The organism is Tenacibaculum finnmarkense genomovar ulcerans (assembly GCF_900239495.1).
Lineage (GTDB): Bacteria > Bacteroidota > Bacteroidia > Flavobacteriales > Flavobacteriaceae > Polaribacter > Polaribacter ulcerans.
Genome location: NZ_OENE01000048.1, coordinates 276,232 through 278,568 on the forward strand (window position 1 = coordinate 276,232; position 2,337 = coordinate 278,568).

The 2,337-nt window shown below is 29.7% G+C and carries 1 protein-coding gene; it reads left to right on the plus strand.

Annotated elements, in window-relative coordinates; genetic code table 11:
• Positions 1-1,258 precede the first annotated feature (1,258 nt).
• Positions 1,259-2,062 carry a DUF7829 domain-containing protein gene (locus tag DPIF8902391_RS11750; protein WP_172505929.1) on the plus strand — a complete coding sequence of 268 codons (804 nt, stop codon included), beginning with the start codon at positions 1,259-1,261 and terminating at the stop codon, positions 2,060-2,062.
• The last annotated feature ends 275 nt before the right edge of the window (positions 2,063-2,337 follow it).

A 2,337-nucleotide genomic window follows, 5' to 3' on the forward strand; every position in this document is an offset into this window, starting at 1 on the left:
ACTTTCATTTAAAAAAAATACGTGAAATTGGCTAAAAATCGGTTTAAAAAAGTAAAATCCTGAGAAATATTACGCAAGTAGAAACGGAATCGTAAAGCAGTAGATTTTGACAAATATTACGCAAGAATCTGTCTGTAATTATGAAATGAAAACGGCGGACTTTCTAGCTCGTTTGCGCAGTAGAAACGGAATCGTAAAGCAGCAGATTTTGACAAATATTATGCAAGAATCTGTCTGTAATTCTGAAATGGAAACGGCGGACTTTTAGCCTGTTTATGCAATTAGGAATGAAAATGAGAAAAACTGTTCGGAATATTCTCGATTTTAGATTTTTTTCACGTAAGTTTATATGAAAATTTAGACAAGTTAAACGCCGAATAAAAACGCTGAAAAATATGTGATTTTATATCGGTATTTTAATTGTAAAAAAGGAAAAATAAACGAAAAGTTAACAGTATGTATAAGTAATAAGGGAAATTGCTAAGTTGAAAATTTTGTGATTATTTACGAAATCCACCAAAGTTGAAATTTTATGGTTGAAGAAAATAACAATAAAATTGCAAATTTGGTTAAGTGCTTAAATGAAATTTATTACAAATCAAATCCTTACTACTTATACACGAGTCGTTAACCTGCATTAAGCCAAATTACACGCAATATTGGCAAAAAAGCGGTTTAAAAAAGTAGGATTCTGATAAATATTACGCAACCAGAAATGGAATTATAACGCAGCAGATTCTGACAAATATTACGGGAAAAATATGTTTGTAATTCTGAAGTGGAAACGGCAGAATCTTAGCATGTTTTCGCAATAGGAAACGGAATCGTAAAGCAGTAGATTTTGACAAATATTACGGAAAAATATGTTTGTAATTCTGAAGTGGAAACGGCAGAATTTTAGCCTGTTTGTGAAATCGGAAATGAAAAACTGTGGGATTCTGACAAATATTACGCAAGAATCTGTCTGTAATTCTGAAATGGAAACGGCGGAATTTTAGTCTGTTTATGCAATTAGGAATGAAAATTTAGACAAGTTAAACGCCGAATAAAAACGCTGAAAAATGTGAGATTTTATATCTGTATTTTAATAAAAAAAACGCAGGTTAACAAAATATATAATTTATTGCTAGTGCGAACCTACTTACGAAAATCCTTAGGGGATTTTCTATTCCGTTTTTATTTACTTAATTTAGTGCTTCAAAAATGCAACAAACCATATATAAATCGTTGCCAGTAATTAAGCAAAATATCGTAAATAATGAATTGGAAAGAAAAACTTTATAGCTTATTTTTAGAAGAATTTCCAGAATATTACGAGGATTCAAAAGCTGATTATTTTCAAAGCGGAAATCTACCTGGTAAATTGAATACAAATGAACTGAAAAAACTACACGAAGAAATTAATATTCCTAAACTAGTAGGCTGTGAAAAACATCTTATTTTACATAAATTACTAAACAATAGAACAAAAGATAAATTCACCTTCTATCTTTTAGCTCGCTTAGAACTTGAGTGTGATGTTAACTCTTATGATAAAGAAAAAAACACAGTATTCATGAAAATTGCTAAAAGATACTTTGAAGAGGAAAAATATTTTGGGACGTATTACTTCTCTATCTTGTTTAAAAGAGGCTATAAAATAAAAGAAGAAGATATACAATTTGTATTAGATTTATACCACCAAAAGAAGAGTGAATACGATTTTGGAAAATGGACAACTTTAAGATACGCAACAAAACTTAATGATTTGAATAAGTTTGAGAAAGCTATGGGGAAAACTCGTGAATTAGATACAATTTTATCATTCAAAATGAATAGACCAATTGGAGTTAATTTTCCAAATTTATTAGGAGTAGCAATAAATTCAATTACTAACTATCGTGAAAATGGTGATGTTATTTTAAAATCTATTGATAAGTTTAAACAGACTAATAAAATTAACGTTTTGGACAAAAAGAAAAACACATTCAAACGAAAACGACAAGAATATTTGGAAAATAAACCAACCCAAGATAAGGAATTTGAAAAAATAGCTATTGAATTATTTCCAGAACTCGAATAACTACTGGCAACAATGGCTATAATTAATACGGGTTTTGGTGCTTAACCCAAGGTTCAGGCATATTTACGAAGTCCGCCAAATCTTTTGATTTGGCTTTAAAAATGAAAAATTAAAACAAAATAAAAAGATTTGGCTAAGTGCTTAATCGGAAATTCAGTAATTTTAATTCCCGTACTAACCATAGCCGAGACGTTACCCACAATTGAAGAAAAAAATTGATCAAAAAAGAGAAATTAAGAAGCGCTTTTTTTGTGGATAATTCAGAAGCGGAAACG

What these genes read in the sequence shown, in the direction of transcription:
- DPIF8902391_RS11750 (WP_172505929.1), top strand. Translation starts at nt 1,259, where the DNA reads ATGAATTGGAAAGAAAAACTTTATAGCTTATTTTTAGAAGAATTTCCA.